This is a genomic window from Amorphoplanes digitatis, from assembly GCF_014205335.1.
In the GTDB taxonomy this organism is placed as follows: domain Bacteria; phylum Actinomycetota; class Actinomycetes; order Mycobacteriales; family Micromonosporaceae; genus Actinoplanes; species Actinoplanes digitatus.
Genome location: NZ_JACHNH010000001.1, coordinates 680,408 through 698,224, shown reverse-complemented (window position 1 = coordinate 698,224; position 17,817 = coordinate 680,408). Strand labels below are relative to the sequence as shown.

At 72.6% G+C, this 17,817-nt stretch carries 15 protein-coding genes; 6 read left to right on the top strand and 9 right to left on the bottom strand.

The window, feature by feature from the left end:
* The first annotated feature begins 106 nt into the window (after positions 1–106).
* Positions 107–1,642 carry a polysaccharide deacetylase family protein gene (locus BJ971_RS40880; RefSeq protein ID WP_239087900.1) on the top strand — a complete coding sequence of 512 codons (1,536 nt, stop codon included), beginning with the start codon at positions 107–109 and terminating at the stop codon, positions 1,640–1,642.
* Here BJ971_RS40880 and BJ971_RS03260 read toward each other — a convergent pair.
* On the bottom strand, positions 1,621–2,439 hold the full coding sequence (locus BJ971_RS03260) for an Fpg/Nei family DNA glycosylase (RefSeq protein WP_184989660.1): 819 nt from the start codon (positions 2,437–2,439) through the stop codon (positions 1,621–1,623). The two genes, BJ971_RS40880 and BJ971_RS03260, sit on opposite strands and share 22 nt — an antisense overlap.
* A gap of 96 nt (positions 2,440–2,535) precedes the next feature.
* On the opposite strand from BJ971_RS03260, the gene BJ971_RS03255 reads away from it, so the two are divergent.
* From BJ971_RS03255 to rocD, 4 genes are all read left to right on the top strand, one after another.
* Complete coding sequence (locus BJ971_RS03255) at positions 2,536–3,144, top strand: ATP-dependent Clp protease proteolytic subunit (protein ID WP_184989658.1); 609 nt, start codon at positions 2,536–2,538, stop codon at positions 3,142–3,144.
* A 121-nt stretch (positions 3,145–3,265) separates the two neighbouring features.
* The gene (locus BJ971_RS03250) at positions 3,266–3,892 is read left to right on the top strand and encodes a hypothetical protein (protein WP_184989656.1); all 627 of its coding nucleotides are present in this window, start codon (positions 3,266–3,268) and stop codon (positions 3,890–3,892) included.
* A gap of 200 nt (positions 3,893–4,092) precedes the next feature.
* Positions 4,093–4,899: a dimethylargininase gene (gene ddaH, locus BJ971_RS03245; RefSeq protein ID WP_184989654.1), complete on the top strand. Its 807-nt coding sequence runs from the start codon at positions 4,093–4,095 to the stop codon at positions 4,897–4,899.
* Positions 4,896–6,107, top strand: a complete 1,212-nt coding sequence (gene rocD / locus BJ971_RS03240; protein ID WP_377885263.1) for an ornithine--oxo-acid transaminase — start codon at positions 4,896–4,898, stop codon at positions 6,105–6,107. Before ddaH ends, rocD begins: the two co-directional genes overlap by 4 nt.
* A gap of 31 nt (positions 6,108–6,138) precedes the next feature.
* Here the strand turns inward: rocD and BJ971_RS03235 are convergent, their stop codons facing one another.
* Positions 6,139–7,284 (bottom strand): FHA domain-containing protein, encoded by a 1,146-nt coding sequence (locus BJ971_RS03235; protein ID WP_184989652.1) that lies wholly within the window; start codon positions 7,282–7,284, stop codon positions 6,139–6,141.
* A gap of 80 nt (positions 7,285–7,364) precedes the next feature.
* Positions 7,365–7,658 (bottom strand): 4a-hydroxytetrahydrobiopterin dehydratase, encoded by a 294-nt coding sequence (locus BJ971_RS03230; protein ID WP_184989650.1) that lies wholly within the window; start codon positions 7,656–7,658, stop codon positions 7,365–7,367.
* A 261-nt stretch (positions 7,659–7,919) separates the two neighbouring features.
* Here BJ971_RS03230 and BJ971_RS03225 point away from each other — a divergent pair, with 261 nt between their 5' ends.
* Positions 7,920–8,726, top strand: a complete 807-nt coding sequence (locus BJ971_RS03225) for a hypothetical protein (RefSeq protein WP_184989648.1) — start codon at positions 7,920–7,922, stop codon at positions 8,724–8,726.
* 36 nt (positions 8,727–8,762) lie between these two features.
* Here BJ971_RS03225 and BJ971_RS03220 read toward each other — a convergent pair whose 3' ends face one another.
* The 6 genes from BJ971_RS03220 to BJ971_RS03195 form a co-directional block, all read right to left on the bottom strand.
* Entirely contained in the window at positions 8,763–9,821 is a 1,059-nt protein-coding gene (locus tag BJ971_RS03220; RefSeq protein ID WP_184998616.1) for a 1-acyl-sn-glycerol-3-phosphate acyltransferase, read from the bottom strand.
* Positions 9,818–10,663 carry a patatin-like phospholipase family protein gene (locus BJ971_RS03215; RefSeq protein WP_184989646.1) on the bottom strand — a complete coding sequence of 282 codons (846 nt, stop codon included), beginning with the start codon at positions 10,661–10,663 and terminating at the stop codon, positions 9,818–9,820. Before BJ971_RS03215 ends, BJ971_RS03220 begins: the two co-directional genes overlap by 4 nt.
* Positions 10,664–10,737: 74 nt before the next feature.
* Positions 10,738–12,126, bottom strand: coding sequence for a chitinase (locus BJ971_RS03210; protein WP_184989644.1), 1,389 nt, complete (start codon positions 12,124–12,126; stop codon positions 10,738–10,740).
* An 83-nt stretch (positions 12,127–12,209) separates the two neighbouring features.
* Positions 12,210–13,409, bottom strand: coding sequence for an ATP-binding cassette domain-containing protein (locus tag BJ971_RS03205; RefSeq protein ID WP_184989642.1), 1,200 nt, complete (start codon positions 13,407–13,409; stop codon positions 12,210–12,212).
* A gap of 52 nt (positions 13,410–13,461) precedes the next feature.
* Positions 13,462–14,349, bottom strand: a complete 888-nt coding sequence (locus BJ971_RS03200; RefSeq protein ID WP_184989640.1) for a hypothetical protein — start codon at positions 14,347–14,349, stop codon at positions 13,462–13,464.
* 269 nt (positions 14,350–14,618) lie between these two features.
* Positions 14,619–17,759 carry a cyclic nucleotide-binding protein gene (locus tag BJ971_RS03195; RefSeq protein ID WP_184989637.1) on the bottom strand — a complete coding sequence of 1,047 codons (3,141 nt, stop codon included), beginning with the start codon at positions 17,757–17,759 and terminating at the stop codon, positions 14,619–14,621.
* Between the last annotated feature and the right edge of the window lie 58 nt (positions 17,760–17,817).

The following is a 17,817-nucleotide window of genomic DNA, read 5'->3' as shown; positions in this document are numbered from 1 at the left end:
AATCCACTCTGTGCGCAACGCCCTGAGCGGCACTGATTACTTCCGGTCACTTGATGATCACGAATGTGGTATCGTCTTCGATCTTGTAACCGGGTAGGCATGACGAATGCCGCCGCACCCACCCTCCCGCTCGGAGCCGAAATCCGGACCGCGGCACGCGGCCCGGACGGCGACGCGCGCCCGTAGTGGCGACGCGCTCACCGCCACGACCGGCGGTTTCCCGCACGTCCAGGTCCTCGAGGGCGAGACCGCAACCGGGCGGCACCGGCGGCCCGAATCGCTGGCCGACGCCACCGTGTTGCGGCCGCCCGCGTCGATCCGGATCGCCGGCGGACGGCGGGTCGCCCTGGCCCTGGCCCCGCGCGGCGCCAAGCTCGACGGCGCCGCCCGGCCGGCGAACGCGGCGTCGCGGCGCCCGGCCGGCGGCGCACCGCGCGGCCGGCACGCCAAGGCCGCCGACCCGCTGGCCATCACCGTGCGCCCGCTGCCCGTCGTCCTGGACGCGGCCGGCGCGGTCCGCGACTGGGCCCTTGCGGACACCGGCCGCCGGCCCGTCACCGGAACCCACCGCGCCCCCGGCACCCTGCCGATCGAGTCATGGCTGCTCGTCGGCCGGCGCCGGCAGCAGGCGCTGCTCGCCTCCCTGGTCGCGATCGGACTGATGCTGATCGTCGTGCCGATGCAGCAGGGCGGCGGCGTCGACATCAACCCGGTGAACGCGGCCGGCCAGGCGATCGTCAAGGCGCCGAAGGCGCCGAAGAAGAAGGAGAAGCCGGCCGGCGCGGCGGACGGCAACGAGCAGGCCGGCGCGCCCGCCGGGCCGAGCTCGCCGGCGCCCGCCGGCACCGAGGGCGCCAAGCCCGCCCCGGCGAAGTCCGCGGCCGGCGCGACCTCCACCGGCCCGGCGATCCTGGTGCCGAACGGCACCGGCCCGGCCAAGTCGCTGCGCACCACCGGCACGGCCACCGTCGCGCTCACCTTCGACGACGGCCCCGACCCCGTGCAGACCCCGAAGATCCTCGAGCTGCTCGCGAAATATCAGGTCAAGGCGACCTTCTGCCTGGTCGGCGAGCAGGCCCGCAAGTACCCGGACCTGGTCCGGCAGATCGCCGCCGCCGGGCACACCCTGTGCAACCACACCTGGAACCACAGCCTGAAGATCGGCAAGGACAAGCGGGGCAAGATCCGCGCCGACCTGCGGCGCACGAACGACGCCATCCGCGCGGCGGTGCCGAGTGCGGCGATCCCGTTCTTCCGCGCGCCCGGCGGCAACTTCACCGACGCGCTCGTCGAGACGGCGTACGAGGACGGCATGACCTCGCTCTACTGGGAGGTCGACCCCCGCGACTGGGAGCACCTCGAGAAGGACGACGACGCGGCGCACATCGACAAGATCGTCAAGAGCGTGCAGAACGAGGTCCGGCCGGGCTCGATCGTGCTGTCGCACGACTTCAACCAGCCGGACACCATCCGCGCCTACGACGAGCTGCTGCCGTGGCTGAACGAACGGTTCGAGCTGGGCGTGCCGTCGGAGCCCAAGCCGCCGGCGGAGCAGCCCCCGGCCGAGCAGCCCTCGGCGCAGGCACCCGCCGCCGAGGCTCCGGCCGCGGAGCCCGCCGGTCAGCCGGCCGCCGACGCCTGACAGGCGGGGCACCAGTAGAGGTTGCGGCCGGCGAGCGGGCCCCGGGCGATCGGGGTGCCGCAGACCAGGCACGGCTGCCCGGGACGGCGGTAGACGTAGACCTCGCCGCCGTGCCGGTCGACCCGCGGCGCCCGCCGCATCGCCTCGGGCGTGTGAGCGGTGTGGACGGTGTCGATCCGGCCGGACAGGACGCCCTCCTTCATGAGGGCGCGCAGGTCGCTCCAGAGCTCGTCCCAGCGCTGCGCGCCGATGAGGCGGCCCGGGATGGTCGGCGGGAGGCCGGCCCGGAAGAGCACCTCGTTGGCGTAGATGAGGCCGCACCCGGCGACGATGGCCTGATCCATCAGCAGGGCGAAGAGCGGCCTGGTGGCGGTGGCGATCCGCGCGTACGCGATCCGGGGGTCGGCGTCGTCCCGCAGCGGGTCCTGGCCGAGGCGCGCGCGCAGCGCGGCGACCAGGCCGGGATCGAGCACCTCGCAGGCGGTCGGTCCGCGCAGTTCGAGCCAGTGCCGCTCGTCGGCCATCCGCATCCGCACCTGCCCGACCGGGGCCGGCACGGGCGGCTCGCCGTCGGCGAACTTGCCGTAGAGCCCCAGGTGGACGTGGAGCGTCGCCGCGCCCTCGAAGTGATGGAACAGGTGCTTGCCGTACGCCTCGGTGTCGATCAGGGTCAGGCCGTCGAGCCGGGCCGCGCCGGCGGCGAACCGGCCCTGCGGGCTGGCGACCCGCACCGCGCGACCGGCGAAGAGCGCCCGATGCCGCGCGGCAAGCCGGTGAATGGTGTGTCCCTCTGGCACCCGAGAACCCTAGCCGGGCTTTCGCCCTGAGGAGAATCGCTGGGTTCCCCGCCCACTACCGGGGAAGGTGTAAACGTCGAATGAGAGGGTGGGTCCATGAGTGTTGACGAGATCGCGATGCGGGCGGGTGGCGCATCGTTTGACGACCAGGTCTTCGAGCGGCTGCTCCGGGAGCGCATCATCTTCCTCGGCAGCGAGGTCAACGACGAGGTGACCAACCGCATCTGCGCACAGCTGCTGGTGCTGGCCTCGGCCGACAGCGAGAAGGACATCGCCCTTTACATCAACTCGCCGGGCGGCTCCATCAGCGCGGGCATGGCCGTTTACGACACGATGCAGTACATCAAGAACGACGTGGCCACGATCGCGATGGGCATGGCGGCCTCGATGGGTCAGTTCCTGCTCTGCGCCGGCACCCCCGGCAAGCGCTACGCGCTGCCACACGCACGGGTGATGATGCACCAGCTCTCCGGCGGCATCGGCGGCACCGCCGCCGACATCGCCATCCAGGCCGAGAGCATGCTGCACATCAAGAAGGTCATGAACGAGCGGATCGCGTTCCACACGGGGCACACCCCGGAGGAGATCGGCATCGACTCCGACCGTGACCGCTGGTTCACCGCCCAGGAGGCGAAGGACTACGGCATCGTCGACCACGTGATCGCCAAGGCCGCCGACGTGTCGGCGACGTCCGCCCTGGTCTGACGCGTTTCCGCGACGGGCGCCCGGATGATCCGGGCGCCCGTCGCGCCGCGTTGTGTCACCTTCGGGCCTTCGGGGTATAGGCGGGTACGGCATACCCGCGTAGACCTGAGGAGGTGCTGACGTGAAACTCCCGACTTTCTCCCGTCAGTCCGACACCACCGATCGCCCGTCCGTGGCCACCGGCTCCACCGATCCGGTGCGTCCGCGGACCGACCCCCCGACCGACCCCCCGACCGTGACACCCCCGCCCGCCACGCCCCCGACGGTCGTCGAGCGCCGCCGCCCGGCCGAGGGCCAGACCCTCGTCGCCCCGCGCGACACCGACACCGACACCGACACCGACCTGAACAGCCGCGACCTGCGGCCGCCTGCCCGCGAGCCGGTGCGGCCGACCACCGAGCGGCCGCCCGTCGTCGCCGGACCGAAGCCGCGGGCGAGCCTGCTCGCCACCCTCGGACTGATCGTCAGCGTCGCCGCCACCCTGCTCGTGCTCTCCGGGCCCCTCCTCGGGTACGGGATCGGCCTGGCCGTCGTCGGCCTGGTCCTCTCGCTCTGCGGCATCTCGGCAACCGGCAAGCGGCACGTCGCCGGCAAGACCGACGCGCTGATCGGCGTGGTGCTCTCGCTCGGCGCGATCGTCGTCGGCGTCTTCGCCCTTACCGGCTCGCTCTCGTGGCTCGGCACCGACACGCAGCCGGTGACGAGCGTCCGGGAATGGCTCGACGCACAGGTGGTCAACCGCTTCTGACGGGCCCGCCACATTCATCGGTGACGATGCGTCGCCGGTGGGTCCGGAACCGGGGCGGCCACCCGGCCGCCCCGCCCGGAACCTCCCCCGGCGAGCGTGCAACGAATCTTCGCGCGAGGCTCGGATCACGCAACGATCCGCCGCCTCGCGCATGGTTGTTCTAGGGCGTACGCAGGCACTTCGCGCATACCGTTGCCGTCATGACGCCCATCGCCACTCCGCGCCGCTACCTCATGTGCCGGCCCACGCACTTCGCCGTCACGTACCGGATCAATCCGTGGATGGATCCGACGGCGCCCTACGACAACGCCCTGGCCGTCAGCCAGTGGGAGAACCTGCGCCAGACCTTCCTCGACCTGGGCCACACCGTCGAGTTGATCGATCCGCTGCCGGGCCTGCCCGACATGGTCTTCGCCGCGAACGGCGCCACCGTCGTCGACGGCAAGGTGCTCGCCGTGCAGTTCCGCGACGCCGAGCGGGCCGACGAGGCCCCGGCGTACGCCGCCTGGTTCGCCGGCAGCGGCTTCGAGGTGTTCGAGTCGAAGCACACCAACGAGGGCGAGGGAGACATCCTGCTCGCCGGCGACGTGCTGCTGGCCGGCACCGGCTTCCGCACCGCGCACGCCGCGCACGCGCAGACCCAGGAGGTCTTCGGCCGCCCGGTGATCACGCTCCAGCTTGTCGACCCCGCGTACTACCACCTCGACACCGCGCTGTGCGTGCTGGACGAGCGCAACGTCGCCTACCTGCCGTCGGCGTTCTCGCCGGGCTCGCAGGCCGTCCTGCGCCGGCTCTTCCCCGACGCGGTCATCGCCACCCCGGCCGACGCCGAGGTGCTGGGCCTCAACGCCGTCAGCGACGGACGTACCGTGGTACTGCCGGTGCAGGCCACCGCGCTGAACGCCGCCCTGCGGGAGCGCGGTTACCAGACGGTCGGCGTCGACGTTTCCGAGCTGCGCAAGGCCGGCGGCGGACCGAAGTGCTGCACCCTGGAGGTTCGATCGTGACCGACCTTGACCTGCGTACGCCCGCCGCCCTGGCCGACGCCGAGCGCTGGACCGCACACAACTACCACCCGCTGCCGGTGGTCATCACCGACGCCGAGGGTGCCTCGGTCACCGACGTCGACGGCCACCGCTACCTGGACTTCCTCGCCGGCTACTCGGCGCTGAACTTCGGCCACCGGCACCCCGACCTGATCAACGCCGCGCACGCGCAGCTGGACCGCCTCACGCTGACCAGCCGGGCATTCGTGCACGACCAGTTCGCCGACTTCTGCCGGGGCCTGGCCGAGCTCTGCGGCAAGGATCTCGTGCTGCCGATGAACACCGGCGCCGAGGCCGTCGAGACCGGCATCAAGGTCGCCCGCAAGTGGGGCTACCAGGTCAAGGGCGTGCCCGACGGCCAGGCCGAGATCATCGTCGCGGACGGCAACTTCCACGGCCGGACCACGACGATCATCAGCTTCTCCACGGACACCGACGCGCGCGACGACTTCGGGCCGTACACCCCGGGCTTCCGGATCGTCCCGTACGGCGACCTGGCCGCGCTGGCCGGCGCGATCACCCCGAACACGGTGGCCGTGCTGCTCGAGCCGATCCAGGGCGAAGCCGGCGTGCTGGTGCCGCCCGCGGGCTACTTCGCCGGCGTGCGCAAGCTGTGCGACGACTCCAACGTGCTGTTCATCGCCGACGAGATCCAGTCCGGCCTGGGCCGGACCGGCAAGACCTTCGCGATCGAGCACGAAGCGGTCGTACCGGACATGTACCTGCTGGGCAAGGCGCTCGGCGGCGGCATCGTGCCGGTGTCGGCCGTCGCGGCCAACGCCGACGTGCTCGGCGTGCTCAAGCCCGGCGAGCACGGCTCGACCTTCGGCGGCAACCCGCTGGCCTGCGCGGTCGGCGCCGCGGTGGTCCGGCTGCTGGAGACCGGCGAGTTCCAGGAGCGCTCGGCGCGACTGGGCGCCCGGCTGCACGAGGGCCTCAACGCCCTGGTCGGCAAGGGCGTGCTCGCGGTGCGCGGGCGCGGCCTCTGGGCCGGCGTCGACATCGACCCGGCGATGATGACCGGCCGGCAGGCCGTCGAGCGGCTCGCCGCGCGCGGCGTGCTGGCGAAGGACACCCACGGCTCGACGATCCGGCTGGCGCCGCCGCTGGTCGTCACCGAGGAGGAGCTGGACCACGCGGTGGCCCAGCTCGCCGCGATCCTGGTGTGAGGCCGGTAGGGGAGGCGGCCCGCCGCCTCCCCTACCGCTCGAACTTGCGGATGGCCATCGTGGGTGCCTCCGCCATGACCGACGACGGCTGCGTGACGCCGCCCGTCGACCACAGCTTGGCGCGGCCCACGTTGACGCCGGCGTAGAGCTCCACCACGTCGTTCGCCGCCAGGGTGCGGGACTCGTCGCGGTTCAGGGTGATCCGCTGGTCGTCGTCCTGCGAGCCGCCCGGGCGGATCCCCGTGCCGTTGGTGCTCACGTCCTGCGCCGTCAGCTCGCCGCCGCGCAGCGACAGGCGTACGTGGCCGCGGCTGATCCACTTCCGGGCGTCCTCGGTCAGCCACTGGCCGAGCATGATGCCGCCGCCCTCCGGTGCGCGACCCACCACGACCGGCTTGTCCTCCGAGACCACGAAGCGCTTCCGCACGACGCCGTCGATGCGGACCGACAGCACCTCGACCGCCGGCCGGGGGCCGGAGTCGCGCAGGCGCGCGTTGTGCCGGGGGCAGGTCGGCGCGCCCGAGCGCAGGGACGGCGGCGGCTGGGCGACCGGCGCGGTCACCTTGCGCATGTCGGCGAACGGGCTGTCCGGGTCGCCGCCGGAGTCGAAGGCGTTGCAGTTCGACTCGGGGCAGCTCCAGACCCGGGCGAGCAGCTTCTTGCCCATCGGGGACGGCTCGCCGACGGCCGGGATCTCCCCGCGCCCGACGCGGGCCACCAGCACCGGTCCGGCCGCGCCGGTGACCGCGGCGAGCAGCCGGCCCGGCTCCTCGACCCACGGACGGCGGTCCCGGAACTGCTCCGCGCGGTTGCGGGTCAGCACGGGCAGGCCGAGCAGCTCGGCCACCTCGAAGACCCGGTCGTCGAGCTGCGGAACCACCTCTACGACGCCGTCGTCCGCCCAGCGCCGGACCACCATGCGCTCGTTCGAGGTCAGGTCGGCGTCGGAGAGCAGGCCGCGCGGTACCACCGCGTACACCGGCACGTTCTCCTCGGAGACGTGCCGGCCCAGCGCGTCGATGACCAGGCCGAGCCGCAGCATGCTGGCCGGGCGACCGCCGTCGAGGTCGGCGTAGCGCACGATCTCGGAGAGGTCGACCACGGCACGGGCCAGGGCCGGGTCGGTGGTGAGCTGGGCCTCGATGGCGTCGAGGACCTTGCTGACCTCGAATCTCACGAAGCCTCCCTGAACGTGCGCATACGGCTACCTCCGGCCATCATGCCGTCTGGTCCCCGGGCGCGGCGAATCAGGGCGGTTCAGGACGCGTCGGCGAGGATCCGGTCGATGCGGTTGGCGAGGGCGATGTCGCGCGTCGTGACGCCCCCGGCCGAATGCGTGACGCAGCGGAAGGTCAGCGTCCGCCAGCGGATGTCGATGTCCGGGTGGTGGTCCATCTCTTCCGCAACCTTCGCGACCCGGTCGACCACCGCTATCGCGGCGGGAAAACTGCGTAGGCCCACGGTGCGCACGATCGCGTCGGTCCCGCCCTCCCAGCCGTCGAGGACGGCCACGGCACTGCGTACGGAATCGGCGTCGAGCAGGTCAGCCATGACTCAACCTTAGTGCCCGGGCGCCGCCCGGCCGTGGCGGCCCGGACGCGGGTGTCGCGGCCCCTCGCCACCTTGGGCGCCGGAACACGGGGGCCGAGGGGGAGGACGACCCATGGTCGATCGACGGCCGGCGATCGTAGGACTCGTCCTGGTGGCCGTTCTCGGCCTGGCCGGTGTCCGTTTGCACAGCAGCCGCATCGGGCACTCCAGCTGTCGACCGTCGTCACCCCCGGACGACCGGCACGGCAAGGAAGGACCGACATGCGGACGCCACGACTCGCCGGACTCGGCCTCGCAACAATCGCCGCGGCCGCACTCGCGGTGAGCGGCTGCGCGGCTGAGAACGGTGCCGCACCGGGCGCCGGCGCCTCGGCGGCAGCCCCCAGCGCCACCGGCAGCGCGGGACCGGCCGATCCGGCCGCCGCGGCCGAGCTGGCCTCGGCCGCCGCCGCGCTCGGCACCACCAGCTTCCGGGTCACCATGACCTCCGGGCCCGGCCTGAAGCTGAACAGCCTGATGGACGCCCCTAACGGCGTCGGCACCGCCGAACTCACCGCGGCCGGGCCGAACACCGAGATCAAGGTCAAGACCCTGCTCGTCGGCCAGGACCTCTACCTACAGGTCGACGGGATCACCAAGCCCGGCACGTGGACACACGTCGACGTGTCCCGCCTGCCCGAGGGCGCCGACGTCGGCCTGCGCCCCGGCCAGATCGACCCGGCCGACACGGCCAAGCTGCTGACCTCCACCACGGACGTCCAGAAGGTCGACTCCCGCAGCTACAAGGGCACCCTGGACCTGTCCAAGGCGGCCGGCGTCGCGGGCGTCGACCAGAAGATGATCGACACTTGGGGCTCGCAGGCGCAGGACGTCCCGTTCACGGCGGGCCTCGACGACCAGGGCCGGCTGTCGGCGCTGACCATCCAGCTCCCGGCGGTGAACGGACGGCCGACCCCGCCGCTCGAGACGCTCTACACCGAGTACGGCGTCAAGGCCGACGTGAAGAAGCCCGCCGCGGGTGAGATCACCGAGGCGCCGGACAGCCTGTACACCAGCCTGGGCGGCTGACACCCACCTCCGGATCCCGGCGCCGGGCGGTTCTCCTCAGGGAGCCACCCGGCGCCGCGCCGTCCAGTCGGTGCCGAGCGGCCGGGGCCGCGGCTTGTTCTCCTCGATCCAGGCGTCGATGCGCGCCCACCAGTCGTAGAGCCAGCGCACGCGCTCCTCCTCGCCGGCCGGGATCTCCTCCGGCGGCACGCTCCAGAACCGCATCACCAGCTGCTTGTCCATCGGCAGTTCCCGCCACACGTCGCCGACCGTGATCATGCGGTCCAGCCCGGTGTGCGCGCAGAAGATGACCCCGGCGTCCGGCGCGGCGTCGATCGCCGTGAACAGCCCGGTCGGCTTCGGCGGCAGCACGTTGCGCAGGCCCTCGGCCCGCGCGGCGATGTCGTCCATGCCCCGGTCCCGGAGAAACGCGATCGCCCGGATCCGCCGGCGCGGGGTGAAGTTGCCGCCCTCCGGAAAGATCACGAACGCGTCGTTGTCGTCCAGGCCCGTGGCCAGATCGCTGATCTCCTGCTCCAGCGAGCGGGTATGGGTGTGTCCCGGCGAGATGAACCTGTTGGGGAGCCGGTTGAGCAGGATGTCGACCGCCGGATCCCATTGCAGCGCCGCCTTCAGCACGATCCGCGGTTCCCGGTCGAACCAGTTCACCAGCCCGTGGATCAGGATGAACGAGTCGCCGGGCCCGGCATGCCGGCTCACCACGATCTCCGGCCGCCCCGGCATGCCGGTGTCCGGGTCGGTGCCGACGATGTCGACGGTCAGGTGCAGGGACCACTCGGCCAGCCAGAACAGCACGCCGAGGAACCGGCCGGTGAGCACGTAGTGCGCACGCTGGAACGCCGCGCTGCGAATCTTCCACCCGAACCCGGACGCGAACCACAGGACGGCGAGGCAGACGAGCGCGGCCGCGTCCCAGACCAGGTAGACAAGCGCCAGGAAGGCCAGCCGGGGCACCCGCAGGTGCCCCGGCACCAGCGGCGACGCGGCGAGCGCCAGGAGCAGCCAGACCGGCAGGGTCGTGAACATCAGCACGGCGAGCAGCACCACCAGCGGGGCGATCACCAGCCGTCGGACCCAGACCGGCGGCAGCATCAGAGGCCGTCGGGCCGGGCGGTCACATTGGCGGCCAGGTAGCGGCGCGACGCGGTGTATGCCCGGCTGATCCGCCGGCCGGCGGCCGCCATGTCCCGGTAGGCCCACGGCGAGTCGTCGCGGCTCTCGCCGCCGCCGGTCGGTAGCACATGCACCCGTACATCGTCGGGCAGCGATGCAACATCGCGCGCGAACCGGTGCCGCCGGGCGATCTCGAACGCCACCTGCGCCACCTCCCAGGGCCGCCTGGGCACCGTCAGCGGTCGCTCGATCCGCCCGACCTGTAGCACGAAGATCTGCTTGGCACCCACCCGCACAGCCTCGCTGATCGGAATCGAATTGACGATCCCCCCGTCCACGAAATGCTCGCCGGCGATCTCCATCGGCGGCAGCAGCCCGGGCACGGACGAGGAGGCGAGAACGGCGTCGACGAGCGGTCCACTGTCGAACCAGTGCTCGGCGGCGCGCTCGATGCTGGCGGCGCAGCAGCGGAAGGGCACCTTGAGGTCGGCGAAGTCGCAGCCCTCCCCCAGCTCCGAGGCGAGCAGCCGGCGCAGCGGCAGCGGCGAATGCAGGTGGGTCCGGGCGGCGAAGCGCCGCAGTTGCCGGGCCAGCGAGTCGCCGTACACCTCCGCCGCCTCGGGCGAGGACCAGAGCCGGACGAGCCGGCCGGTGACGGCCTCGGAGGGGTCGGCGGCGACCAGCGCCCCGTTGACGGCGCCGATGGACGTGCCGATCACGACGTCGGGCCGGTAGCCGGCCCGGAAGAGGGCACGCAGCATGCCGACCTGCACGGCGCCGAGCACGCCACCCCCGCCAAGCACGAACGCAACCGGCCCATCCATGCGTTCATCGTGTCACGGCGCGAACGCCGTCCCCACCGGGCCGTGCGGGCCCGGCGGGGACGGCGGCCAGGCCGTCAGCCCAGGCCGTTGAGGAACGGCTCGTGGTTGATCCGGAACTCCCAGCTGTAGAACCGGTCCCAGTTGATCGACCAGGTCATCAGGCCTCGGAAGTTCGGGTTGGTGCCGCTGCGTACCGTGTAGCCGCCGCAGTTCACGCCCTTGACCAGGCAGTTGACCGCCTGCTGAACGCCGGCCGGCGCCACGTAGCCGTTGCCGGCGCTCACCGAGGACGGTGCGCCGAAGGCGATCTGGTCCTCGCGCAGCGCCGGGAACATGTTCGCCGTGTTGCCCGCCACCGGGAAGCCCGCGAGCATCATGTCCGTCATCGCGATGTGGAAGTCGGCGCCGCCCATGCTGTGGTACTGGTTGTCGAGACCCATGATCGATCCCGAGTTGTAGTCCTGCACGTGCAGGACCGTGAGGTCGTTGCGCATGGCGTAGATGACCGGGAGGTACGAGCCCGCGCGCGGGTCCTGGCCGCCCCACGGCCCCGAGCCGTAGTACTGGTATCCGAGCTGGACGAAGAACGTCTCGGGCGCCATGGTCAGGACGAAGTTCGCGCCGTACCGGGACTTCAGCGACCGCAGGGCCGCGATGAGGTTGACGATCACCGGGGTGGTCGGGTTCTTGAAGTCGGTGTCGCCCGTGTTGAGCGACAGCGAGTGGCCCTCGAAGTCGATGTCGACGCCGTCGAGCCCGAACTTGTCGATGATCGCGCCGACCGAGGAGACGAACTTGTCGCGTGCCGCGGTCGTGGTCAGCTGGACCTGGCCGTTCGCGCCGCCGATGGAGAGCAGCACCTTCTTGCCGGCCGCCCGCTTCGCCCTGATCGCGGCGATGAAGTCGGCCTCGCTCTCCACGCCCGGGCATTCCGCCGCCGGGCAGAGGGTGAAGCGGATGTCGCCGGAGGTCGCGCTGGTCGGCTCGCCGAAGGCCAGGTTGATGATGTCCCAGTCCGCCGGCACGTCGGCCATCCGCAGGTAGCCCGAGCCGTTGGCGAAGCTGGAGTGCAGGTAGCCGATCAGCGCGTGCTTCGGCAGCCCGGTCACCGGGGGCTGCGTCGTGGGAGGCGTGGTCGGCGGAGTCGTGGGCGGCGTCGTCGGCGGGGTGGTCGGCGGGGTCGTGGTGGGCGGCGTGGTCGGCGGGGTGGTGCCGCCGCAGGTGCCGTTGTCGATCCAGACGTCCCACTGGCCGCTGTGCGTGGCGGGGCTCTCGTTCTGGTTCCACCACTTGGCGGTGTAGTTGTGGCCGTTCTGGGAGGCCTGGTTGTCCTTGACGTAGACCGCCGTGGAGTTCCAGGCCGGGACACAGGCCGCGGCGGCGCTCGCGGACGAGGCTATGTAGACGGTGGAGCCGGCGGCCGCGAGAACGGCGGACGCGGCCAGGATCAGTGAGCGGCGCATGGGGGGGTGGCCTCCACGTCGGTATATCGACAGTTGGCCAATTATTAGGACTGTTAACTGATTCTGTCCAGTGGTCGCAACAATTAACCGGCGGCGAACCGGATCCGCCGGCCGCCGCGGTCGAAGAGCAGCAGATCGTCAAGCCCCACCCCGACGGCCAGCTCCTCGCCCCGCACGACCCGGCCGGGCATCGGTACCCGGACCATCACCTCGCCCATCGGCGGCGGGTCCACCACGTCGTACGCCGGATAGAACCCGTACGGGGTGCTCTCCCCGGGTGCGGCGGCGCGGGCGGACGGCGGCTGCATCCACGGGCTCGGCACCCCGCCGACATCGACGTGCGCCAGCAACTCGTGCCCGAGGTTCTCCACCGCGCACACCGTGCCGCGCAGCGTCATGCCCCGCGCGCCGATCGATAGGGCCCGCAGCGCCACGGTCACCCGCTCGGTGTGGTGGCGGGCCAGCACCGCCGTGCGCGGATCGCCCGCCGGCAGCTCCAGCACCTGCGAGCCGAGGTCCAGCACCACCCGGCAGTCCTCGGCGTACACGGCCGCCTCCAGCAGGCTGGTGCGCGGGGTGCCGAGAAACGCCGCCACGAACAGGGTGTCCGGGTCCGCGTACACCTCGGCGGGCGGGCCGGCCTGCTGCAGCACCCCGTACCGCAGCACCGCCACGCGGTCGGCCATGCTGATCGCCTCGATCTGGTCGTGCGTCACGTAGACCGTGGTGACACCCAGCCGCCGGGCCAGCGCCACGATCTCGCCGCGCAGCGCCGACCGCGCGCCGGCGTCCACGTTGGACAGCGGCTCGTCGAGCAGGAAGACCGACGGGTTGCGTACCAGTGCCCGCGCCATCGCCACCCGCTGCCGCTGGCCGCCCGACAGGTGCTCCGGATAGCGGCTGAGCAGGTCGGCGACGCCGACGTTGCGGGCCGCCTCGGCGACCCGCACGCCGATGTCCGTCGCCGGCACCGGCACGGTGCGCAGCGGAAAGCCGATGTTCTGCGCGACGGTCAGATGCGGGTAGAGGGCGTGGTCCTGAAAGACCATCGCGATGCCGCGGGCACGGGGATCGATGTCGCGCACCGGCACGCCGTCGAAGAGCACGACCCCCGACGTCGGCTCCTCGATCCCCGCCAGCAGGCGCAGCAACGTCGACTTGCCGCAACCGGTCGGGCCGAGCAGCACCAGGAACTCACCGGGCGAAACATCGAGATCGACATGGTCCACCGCGACGACGTCGTCGAAGTTCTTCGTAAGCCCGCGCGCGGCGATCGCCACCATGCCCATCATCGTGGGCGTAGGCGGCCGTCAATACCAGAGCGGGCCGCCCTACTTACTGGAAGACGGACCGGTCCAGCCAGCCGTCGCCGTCGTCATCGAACATCCGCTTCTCGAAGACGCCGTCGTGGTCCTTGTCGTAGTCGGCGAAATCGACCCGGTTGTCGAGGTCCTTGTCGACGCCCACGAAGTCGGCCTCGCCGTCGCGGTTCAGGTCGACCCGGATCTCCACGCCGCCGCCCTCGCGGCCGCGATAGGTCGCCTTGTCCAGGTGGCCGTCGCCATCGGCGTCCACCTGGTTGTGGTAGCCCTTCGGCGGTGCGAGGTGCTCGGCCTCGGCCTGGCCCTTGCCGGTGCCGCCCAGCGCCTCGCCGACCTCCTTGAACGCGGCGCCGAAGCCGCTGCGGGGCGCGTCGCCGAGCCGGGAGACGGCCGGCAGCCCGTCCAGGTCGGGGGCGTCCTCGACGCCGGGCGCCGACCCGAGGCCGGATCGCACGGCCATCTCGCCGCCGCCGGTGCCCCAGGCGTCCGGCGCCGAGCCGAAGCCCTCGGTCACCGGGTGCTCGACGACGTCGCGCGCGGCGACCCCGGCCGCGCTGCCGAACTCGGACCACTCACCCAGGGTTTCCCGGGCCGCGCCGGGACCGGCGCCCACCGGAGCGGAGCCGATGCCCTGGTGGGCCGCGCCGCCACCGAACGCGCCGGAGGCCCCGCCGAGGTCGCCGAACGAGGAGAACAGCCCGAACGTGCTCGACTTGTTCACCCGGTCCTCGACCTGGGCCGCGGACGCGCCGGGGTCGGCGCCGACCTGCTGCCGCAGCAGCTCGGCCTCGCCCGCCTCCAGCTTGTAGCCGGCCAGGGCACCGGTCGCGTCGGCGGCGAGGTGCGCCTGGAACGACGGGTCGGTGAGCAGCCGCTCCAGCACCGCGTCGAAATCACTCATGCCAACCACGTTAGGAGCCCGCGTCCAGTGCCCGCCATAGGGCGGGTGGTCAGTCCAGCTCAGGCATGGCCACCGGCTGTGGCCTGGGCCGACAGGTGCCGCACTGGACCGCGTCCTCGACCACCAGCGCCTCGGCCCGGCCACGCGACGCCGAACGACTCACCTGAAGGAGGTACGGCCCGAAGCGGGCGTGGTCTTCACAGACCCCTCGCCCACAGAACCGGCACGACCCTCGGGCGGCCTTGGCACAGAACCAGCAGAGCACTCATTCATCCAATCACTGGTGGCGGCGGGGAGCTCGACGAGGGCGGCGGCGAGCTCGGTGGCGACGACGACGGCGGCGGGCTCGACGGGCTCGACGGCGGCGTGGTCCGCGGCGTGGTCGGCGGCGGCGTGGTCCGCGGCGTGGTCGGCGGCGGCGTCGTCGCCCGGGTGGTCGGTGGCGTCGTCGTCGGGTCCGGGTCCTCCGTCGTCGGGTCCACCGGGTCGATCGTCGGCACCGGGACCTCGGTCGCCTCGGTCGGCGGAGCCGAGGTCGGCGACACGTCGTCGGTCGGCAGGTCCGACGGCAGCGGCTCGTCGCTCGGCGAGGGGCTGGGCGAGCCGGCCGGCGGCTCCACCTTGACGCCGTCGCCACAGCTCAGGTCGGTGCCGCTGGCCAGGCTCGGTGTGCCGTCGACGTAGACCCGCCCGGTGGCGACGCTCAGGCCGACGGGCTCGACCGCGTACCAGGCGGAGCCGTCGTTGGTGACCAGGCCGGACGGGCGGGACACGGCCATCTCCAGCGGCTGGTAGGCGCCGCTCGTGCTGGCGGTGTCGGCGAGCAGCCGGCCGGCGTCGAGGGTGAGGCTGCCGTGCGGCACCCGCCGGCGTCCGGCGTCGGTGTACAGCCGGCCGACCCGGGCGCTGGAGCCGGCACAGAACAGGGTGGCCGAGCCGCCCTGGAAGGTCAGCCGCCCGGTCGCCTTCGCCGGGACCGTGATGCGGGCGCCCTCGTCGACGTAGCGACGCTCGCCCTCGCTGATGGTCTCGGTCCGGCCGTCGATGGTCGCGGTGACCGTGCCGCGGTCCGAGGTGAGCAGCGCCCGGTCGGTCGGCATCTCGGCCCACGCGGGCCCGGGCACGAAGTTCATGGCCGTGAGCAGCATCGCGAACAGGAGCAGCAGCAGGACCAGCCACCACATCCGGCGCTCGAAGCGGCGGTCGACGTCGGGGTTCTCATAGCCGTCCGGCGGACCGGGCGGCGCGGCGAGGGGCGGATAGACGCCGGGCGAGTGCACACCGGACGCGGCCGGCCCGCTCTCCGCCGGCCCGCCGGCCGGGTGCACCGACGAGCCGACCAGCGGCGGCAGGTCGGAGGCGTCGGGGATGACCCACAGCCGTACGGGCGTGCGGGCCTGCGCGACCGTGCCGGGGCTGCCGTCGCCGACCGGGCCGACGAGCGTGCCGCGGCGCAGTTCGACCCCGTCGGGCATCGCGATGACGCCGGACTCGACCACGACGGCGTGCGTCGGCCCGGGCAGTACGACCGGCGCGCCGGGCTCGAGGTCGACCGGGTGCGCGGAGGCGATCAGCGCGAGCCGCTCGTCGCCGGCCAGCCCGGACAGCGCGGGTGTGTCGGTGAAGAGCGCCTCCGCCTCGGCCCGGTCGGCCGGCGGCGGGCCCGGCAGCGGGCCGACAACGGTCGCGACCGTGGCCGCCGGCACGGCGAGCAGCGTCGTACCGGCCGTGTGCCAGTCCAGCGAGGTCGAGCGGCCGGTGAGCGCGTTGGCCAGCCCGACCACGCCGCCGGCGCCGACGTGGTGGCGGATGACGCCGCCCGGATCGCCCGGCTTGCGGGCCTGCATCGCGCCGTCCACCACGACGTACACCGCCTGTTGGGCGGCGCCGGCCAGGATGAGCTGGGTGCCGGAGCGCGGTCGCAGCCAGCGCGCCCGGGCGGCGAGCCCGGCCAGCGCGTGCTCGGGCAGGCCGCCGAGGTCGGAGGCGCGCAGCGCGGCCATCCGGCGCGGCGCGTCGGCCTCACGCTGCTTCTCGGAGGCGCGCGCCCGGGCCGAGCGCCACCAGCGCGCGACCCGCCCGGCGGCGATGTAGATCAGCGGTGCGCAGAGCCCGAGCACGATCAGCACCAGCAGCGCCTGTCCGGCCAGGCCGCTGTGCCAGAGTCCGGTGGCGAGCCCGGCCACCCGGTCGGCCCAGATCCGGTACACCAGGTTCACGGCCACCGCGAGCCAGAGCACCGCCAGCACGCCGTAGAGGGCGACGATGCGGCCCTCCCGGTCGAGCCCGGACCACGACGGCGGGCGTCCCCGCAGGCGGCTGGTCACCCAGGCCAGGCCCCGGCCGCGCAGGTTCGGGATCTCCAGCCAGTCCATCAGCAGGTAGTAGCCGTCGAGCGCCAGCAGCGGGTTCAGGTTGAACAGGGCGTTGACGTACCAGGCGAAGGCCAGCTTGAAGGCGAGCGGGCCGAGCGCCGGCACCGCGAGCCCGACGAGCTGTATCGATCCGGCCAGCACCAGGCCCGTGAACGGCCCGGCGGCGGTGACGAGTATCCGGGCGCGGCGCCCGGCCATCCACACGTCGGTGGTGTCGACGAAGACGGACGGAATTCCGAAGAAGACCAGCACGCCGGCCGCGGGCACCTCCCGCCCGGCGTGTTTCGTGGCCAGCGCGTGTCCCAGCTCGTGGCTCGCCAGGGCCAGCAGGTTGAGCAGCAGCAGAACGATCGCACCGAGCAGATAGGAGCCGTTGGCCAGGAAGATCGCCTGGCTGCCCCGCCACCAGGTGGCGAGGAAGAGGCCCATCCCGGCGACCGCGAAGACGGACATGACGATCGCCGCGGCCTTGGTGAACAGGAACCGGCCGCCGAAGCGGTAGAGCGCGGAGACCACGCCGTCGATGTCGAAGACCAGCATGCGGCGGCCGCGCGCCGCCGCAAGCACGCCGCTGCCCAGGCGCTTGGGCAACGGCCGGCGCTCGAGCTCCTGGAGCGGGCGGAACGCGTCGACCGGCAGCTCGTCGAGCATCCGGTTGCCGGCCAGGTCGGCGACGACCCGCCGGACCTGGTCGGGCGCGAGCCGGCCGGCGAGCCGGGCGAACTCGGCGACCAGCCGGGCGACCGTGTGCGTGCCGTCCATCATCAGCGCGAGCTGCCACTCCTCCGGCGTCAGCCGCAGATAGCAGGCGCGGCCGCCGTCGTCGGGCGAGCGCAGCATCACGTACGCGGAGCCACGCACGCTCATGAGCTCGACGGCCTCGATGCCGGCGCGCAGCACCGGCCGGGCACGGGCGGGGTTGAGCCGGTCGACTACAGCGCCCCAGAGGCCAGGATCGGCGGGGCCGAGCGGCTCGCCCGGCGCGCGTCCCGCCAGGGCTTCCCAGACGCTCATTCGGGTCTCGACGTAGGTCACCGGGGTCGACCTTCCAATCGCTTTGGCGAATGGAGACTAGGCGGTCAGCCCGGGGATA